5 protein-coding genes are annotated in these 6228 nt (G+C 53.2%); 3 read left to right on the top strand and 2 right to left on the bottom strand.

What is annotated here, in order from left to right:
* On the bottom strand, nucleotides 1-607 hold a 607-nt coding region (locus Q0L39_RS10060), incomplete at its 3' end, for an AI-2E family transporter (RefSeq protein ID WP_296628866.1).
* Between the two features lie 448 nt (nucleotides 608-1055).
* Nucleotides 1056-2975: an ABC-F family ATP-binding cassette domain-containing protein gene (locus tag Q0L39_RS10055; protein ID WP_296628865.1), complete on the bottom strand. Its 1920-nt coding sequence runs from the start codon at nucleotides 2973-2975 to the stop codon at nucleotides 1056-1058.
* Nucleotides 2976-3281: 306 nt separating this feature from the next.
* Here Q0L39_RS10055 and Q0L39_RS10050 point away from each other — a divergent pair, with 306 nt between their 5' ends.
* From Q0L39_RS10050 to Q0L39_RS10040, 3 genes are all read left to right on the top strand, one after another.
* Nucleotides 3282-4466 (top strand): amidohydrolase, encoded by a 1185-nt coding sequence (locus Q0L39_RS10050; RefSeq protein ID WP_296628864.1) that lies wholly within the window; start codon nucleotides 3282-3284, stop codon nucleotides 4464-4466.
* Nucleotides 4467-4472: 6 nt separating this feature from the next.
* Nucleotides 4473-5315, top strand: coding sequence for a fumarate hydratase (locus Q0L39_RS10045; RefSeq protein ID WP_296628863.1), 843 nt, complete (start codon nucleotides 4473-4475; stop codon nucleotides 5313-5315).
* A 171-nt stretch (nucleotides 5316-5486) separates the two neighbouring features.
* Complete coding sequence (locus Q0L39_RS10040) at nucleotides 5487-6185, top strand: hypothetical protein (protein ID WP_296628861.1); 699 nt, start codon at nucleotides 5487-5489, stop codon at nucleotides 6183-6185.
* Nucleotides 6186-6228 lie beyond the last annotated feature (43 nt).

Genomic DNA, 6228 nt, shown 5'->3' with positions numbered 1-6228 from the left:
TAATAATACCGACGATCACATTGAGCAGGCCGCTGGTAAAGCGAAGCACGCCGCCAAAGAGGTTAGGCAGCACCTGTGTCAGGAAGGTATAGCTGCGGGCAGCCAGACGCTGCAAAGCAATCGACGGGTCGGAGATGTCGATGCCAAACGCAGACATCACCATCACCAGCACTTCATTGGAGCCGTATTCCTCTACCAGGTCGCCCAGAATGAGCTGGGCCTTTGGCAGAAATTCATAGATGGAGGTTGCCAGGCTGTCGATGCTTTCCACAATCTGCGGGATCAGGATTGCCAGGAAGATGGCAACCACCGCTACGGCAAACAGCAAAGTAATCAGGACACCCAGCCGGCGGCGTCCGCGCGGAGTCATCGAATTGCCAAAGAGCTTGGGGAACACCTTCTGTTCCAGCCAGTTGAGCACCGGATTGAGGATATATGCCAATGCAGCGCCGTAGATAAACGGAATCAGCAGATTGACCACGCCTCCGAGCACCCGTCCGACGGTGGTGTGTTCATTGATTAAATAGAAAAAGCAGATAGAGGCTGCGATGACCAGAAAAGCATAGACTGCAATCGACAGATATTTTTTGTTGATCTGAAATTTCAAATGACATCTCCCCTAATTTTTATTTTTTTTTTTTTTTTTTTTGCTAACTTACTTTTTCTTTGCTAAAAGAAAAAGTAAGCAAAAAGAAAAGTGTTTGACTTCCCTGTTAGTGAGGTGAGAAATTAGTAAAATCTGCTGCTTCCTGCCCTTTCTTTACTAAAAGAAAAGGTAACACTTCGCGATATACTATTTTGGTTTGCCAAAAAACGAAAACCAAAAGAAAAGTGTTTGACTTTCCTGTTAGCAGGATAAAGTCGGCAAAAAAGTGTACGCTTCGCGATGCATTATTTGGGTTGGCAGAAAAACGAAAGCCAAAAGAAAAGGTAACACTTCGAGGTGTACAATTTTAGTTTGTACATCTGCGGAGTAGAAACGCTTTCATAAGGATAACGAAGCTATGCAGTGTAATTTTTCACCTTTGAAATAAAGATTTGTATTTTTGTCGGATTTACTGTTCGCTTTCCTCCTCCGAAAGCTCCAGCCACTCCTCACTGAACGCATCGTTGTCGTTTTTGAGCTGTTCGATCTGCTGGCAGATCTCCTCCACCTTCTGATAGTCGGCGGCAATCGCAGGGTCCGCCATCTGAGCTGTCAGTTCCTCGATGGTCTGCTCGTTTTGCTCGATGGTTTTTTCCAGCAGCGCGATCCGCTTTTTGACGGCGACCTGTCGTGCGCGATCGGCCTTGGTGCGATAGAACTTCTGGGTGGCAGCCTTTTTCTCCTCGGTGGCCTCCACCTTTTTAGGCTGTACCTCCACCTTGTGCTCCAGATAGTAGTCGTAGCGTCCGTTATAGACCTCGTATCCGTCGGAGGACATCTCGATGATTTTGGTCGGGATGCGGTTTAACAGGTAACGGTCGTGCGATACCATCAGGATGGTGCCGTCGAAGCTCTCCAGCGCATCCTCCAGCATCTCCTTGCTGCCGATGTCCAGATGGTTGGTCGGCTCGTCGAGGATGAGTACATTTCCGCGTTCCAGCATCATGACGGCAAAGGCAACCTTGGCGCGTTCGCCGCCGGACAGACTGCCGACCTGCTTGTAGACGTCGTCGCCCGAAAGCAGTACACGTCCCAGGATATTGCGCACCTCCACCTCATACATATTGGGAAAGCGGTCCCAGATTTCGTTGATGGCGGTCTTTTCGGGGTGGAGCTGGCGGTTTTCCTGTTCGTAGTAGGTGGTCTTGACCTTCTGTCCCCATTCAAACGAACCTTCCGCCAGCGGAATCAGATTCTGGATGGCCTTGAGCAGCGAGGACTTGCCCACACCGTTCTGACCGATGATGGCGATTTTTTCGCCGCGCAGGATGTCCAGCTGCATATTGCGGCACAGCACCTTGCGGTTATCTCCTTCTCCGACGGCGATGCTCATATTTTTACCGTGAAAGACGTCCTTCACCGGCGGCTCGTCGTAGTCAAACTGGAAGGCAGCCTTCTTTTCCCAGATAACCGGTTTTTCGATGCGGTCCATCCGTTCCAGCGCTGCCAGTCGGGACTTGGCGCTCTTGGAAGTGGAGGCACGGGCGATATTCTTTGCCACAAACTCCTCCATCGACTTGATCTGCTCCTGCTGCTGTTCGTACTCCTTGAGCTGACGCTCGACGCGCTCCTTCTTCTGGACGACGTAGGACGAATAGTTGCCGCGGAAGCAGGTCAGCACGGTGCGCTCCAGCTCCCAGATGTGATCGACCAGACGGTTTAAGAAGTAACGGTCGTGCGAAACGACCAGGATCGCTCCCTTGTAGGAGGAAAGATAGTCCTCCAGCCAGCCCAGCGTCTTAAAGTCGAGGTGGTTGGTCGGCTCATCGAGGATGAGCAGATCGGGTTCGAGCAGCAACAGACGCGCAATGGCAAGGCGGGTCTTTTCGCCGCCCGAGAGGTTGTCAGTGATGATGTTGCGGTCGTAGTTTGCAAAGCCCATGCCGCCCAGGATGGTATTGATCTTGACGTCGATGTGGTAACCATCGCGCGCCTCAAAGCGGGCGAGCTTTTTCTGATACTCCGCCGATACCTGCTCGTAGGTCTGCGGGTCGTCGTGAACCTGTGCCATCTGCTTTTGCAGAGCGTCCACCTCTTTGCCCAGTGCAATGAGGTCGGCAAAGACCGCCTCCATCTCCTGCTGGATGGTTTTGCCGTTAGAGAGTCCGCTGTTCTGTTTGAGGTAGCCGATGACCTTGCCGTTGGTGACACTGACCGAGCCTTCCTCATAATCCAGCCCGCCGGTCAGCACGTTTAACAGGGTGGTTTTTCCCTCACCGTTAGGGCCGACCAGACCGATGCGGTCCTTTTCGTTGATGGTGGCGCTGACGTCGCGCAGGATACAGTCGGCGCCGTAATATTTGAATACATTTTCAAGCGATACAATCATATTGTCTACTTATCTCCATATTGATAAAAAATAGCAGAAACCTGCTATCCTCTATATTAACATATTGTTCCACCTCACTCAATACCTTTTGGATACAATCAAAAGAGTTTCTCTGTTTTCAGCGTCTATTAAATAGGAAAGTTTTTATTTTATCTTGTTTTACATGGAAATTTTTCTACACGGGTGAAGGACGGGAAGAAAATCGCGCCGAAAGGATGAAAAAAGCAGAAAGGTGTTTTCAAAGGTCTAATTTTGTTGTATAATGAAATTACCTATTTAACCGAATTTTTCGATGGAGGTTTATCCATGCTTTTGATTCACGCCCACGTATACACCATGCAGCCGTCCGAACAGGGCTTTGTCACCTGCTCCGACGGTTTTGTGCAGACCGAAAACGACAAGATCGTCGCCGTCGGTCCGATGAGCGACTGCCCTGAGCTGAGTGGCTTTGCCGCAGATCAGGTGCTCGACCTTGCGGGCGCCATGGTCTGCCCTGGCTTCATCGACGCCCACTGCCACATGGGCCTTGCCGAGGAGGGCTTAAACTTTGAGGGCGACGACCTCAACGAGATCACCGACCCTGTCACTCCGCAGCTTCGCGGCATTGACGCCATCAACCCATTAAACCGCAGCTTTGACGAGGCGGTGGACGCCGCCGTCACCACCGTTGTCACCGGTCCTGGCAGCGCCAACGCCATCGGCGGACAGTTTGTCGCCATCAAGACCTACGGACGCAACGTCGACCGCATGATTCTGCGCGCACCGGCGGCAATGAAGTTTGCACTGGGAGAAAACCCCAAGAACTGCTACAACGACAAGTCGGAAACGCCGATGACCCGTATGGCGACCGCTGCTCTCATCCGCGAACAGCTGCAGAAGGCGCTGCGCTACCATGAGGATCTGCTCAAAGCCGAGGAGGATGAGGACACCGATCCACCGGATTTTGACGCCAAATGTGACGCGCTGCTGCCGGTAGTCCGCGGCGAGCTGAAGGCACACTTCCACTGCCATCGCGCCGACGACATCTTCACCGCCATCCGCATCGCCAAGGAGTTTTCGCTCGACTATGTGCTGGTACACTGCACCGAGGGCCACCTCATCGCCGAGGACCTTGCCGAGGAACAGGCAAAGGTGATCACCGGTCCGCTGATGACCACCCGTTCCAAGCCGGAGCTGCGCAACGCCACCGATAAAAACCCTGGCATCCTGTCCAAAGCCGGCATCTCCTGTGCTATCTGCACCGACTATAACGTCATGCCTATCGGGATGCTGCCCATCTGTGCAGGCATGGCCGTCCGCGAAGGAATGGACTATCTGCAGGCACTGGCAGCCATCACCATCCATCCGGCACAGATCGTCGGCATCGACGACTGCGTCGGCTCACTTGCTCCAGGCAAGGACGCCGACCTGGCAGTATTTGCAACCGACCCGCTGACCATCGCCGCAAAACCTGCGCTTGTCATGATAAACGGCAAAATCGTAAGGAGGTAACCATTTATGAGGATCATCACTTCAGAAACCATCACCCGCACCGTCAAAAACCTTTGTCTGCGTGCAAACAAGTTTTTGCCGTCGGACATCAAGCTGACGCTGGATACCGCGTATGACTACGAGATTTCTCCGAACGGCAAGCGCGCCATCCACAGCATCATCGAAAACTACAAGCTCTCCCAGCACACCAACATCCCGATCTGTCAGGACACCGGCATGGTCGTTGTCTTTGCCGAGATCGGTCAGGACGTCCACATCGTCGGAGAGCTGTTTGAGGATGCGGTCAACGAGGGTGTCCGTCAGGCTTACACCGAGGCAAATCTGCGCAAATCGGTGGTCAATGATCCGCTCAACCGCGTCAACTCGGAGGACAACACTCCTGCCATCATCCATACCCGTCTGGTACAGGGCAACGGAATCGCTCTGACCGTCATCCCGCAGGGTGCCGGCAGCGAAAATGCCAGCGCCATGAAGATGTTCCATGCCAGCGCCACCCGCGAGGACATCATCTCCTTCGTGGTCAACTGCGTCCAGGAAAACCGCGGCAAAGCCTGCACACCGCTGATTATCGGCGTGGGCATCGGCGGCAACACCGAGATGTGTACGCTGCTTGCCAAGAAAGCACTGTGCCGTGATCTGTTCACCTACAACCGCAAGCTGTACTACACCGATATGGAAAGCGAGATCCTCGACCGCGTCAACCGCCTGGGCATCGGTCCGGAGAATATGGGCGGCTCGGTCACTGCGCTGGCTGTCAATATCATCTCCTACCCTACCCACGTTTCCAGCCTGCCGGTTGCCGTCAACATGGGCTGCCATGTGACCCGCCACGCAACCGAAGTCATCTAAAGAACCCCCCTTCTCTGTCCCATCCTGTCATCGCGGCAGCCATCTGCCGGCAGCAGGATGGGATAATTTTCTTTTTCGGAGAGTCCGTCGGGATGTTTTTGCTTGATGTTTGTCAAAAAATGGGTTATACTGGTACTATTCATCCAACTTCTACACAAAGGAGGGACTTACTTGTCCAACGAAAGAAAAAACCTGCTGGCAGTAGCCGTACTTCTCGTTGTGCTGCTGATTGCAACGCTGGCGCTGTCCCTGCTGCTGCCGTCACAGCCGCAAGAGGAACAAGAACAGGAAGACCAACAACAGGAACAACAGGTGCCCGAACAGCCGGAGGACGAAGCTGCATCGGATCATGCCGATGAGATGGCCGACCTGCTGGAACAGGATACACCGGATCAGGAGGCATCGCCTGACAAGGAACAGGTTGTACAGATCACCATGCCAATGATGGAAGACGGACAGCCTGTGGAAGGTCAGGGCGTCGACATCTCGGTGGAACTGCCTGGCGACTGGATTTTGGACACGGAGTACTCCCCTGGTACCATGTTCCACTATCCGGATGGCACCGTAGCAGTGGAGGGCTTCTATGCCTCCTCCTACAATGAGAACGCTACCCTGTGGACCAACGCCCGTGCATGGAAAAGATCCAACTATCTCAGCTCGGATGTCATCAGTCTGGGCGGCACCGACATTATGCTGAGCATCTATGGTCTGAGCGAGGATGCCACCGAAACCTCCCCTTATGCCTACGTCTATGCGATTCCGCATCGCGACATCATCTATTTTGTCGAATTCCAGGCCTCCGGCACCGACAACGAGGAAGCCAAGGCAGAGCAGCTGGAAATCCTGCAAAATATCGTCTTTTTGGGGTAACCCACAGTAAAACAGCCACCTCTTTTAAAAGAGGTGGCTGTTT

It is taken from the genome of uncultured Negativibacillus sp. (assembly GCF_944388365.1).
In the GTDB taxonomy this organism is placed as follows: Bacteria; Bacillota; Clostridia; order Oscillospirales; family Ruminococcaceae; genus Negativibacillus.
The sequence above is the reverse complement of the archived record's forward strand: the minus strand, read 5'-3'. Positions and strand labels throughout refer to the sequence as shown.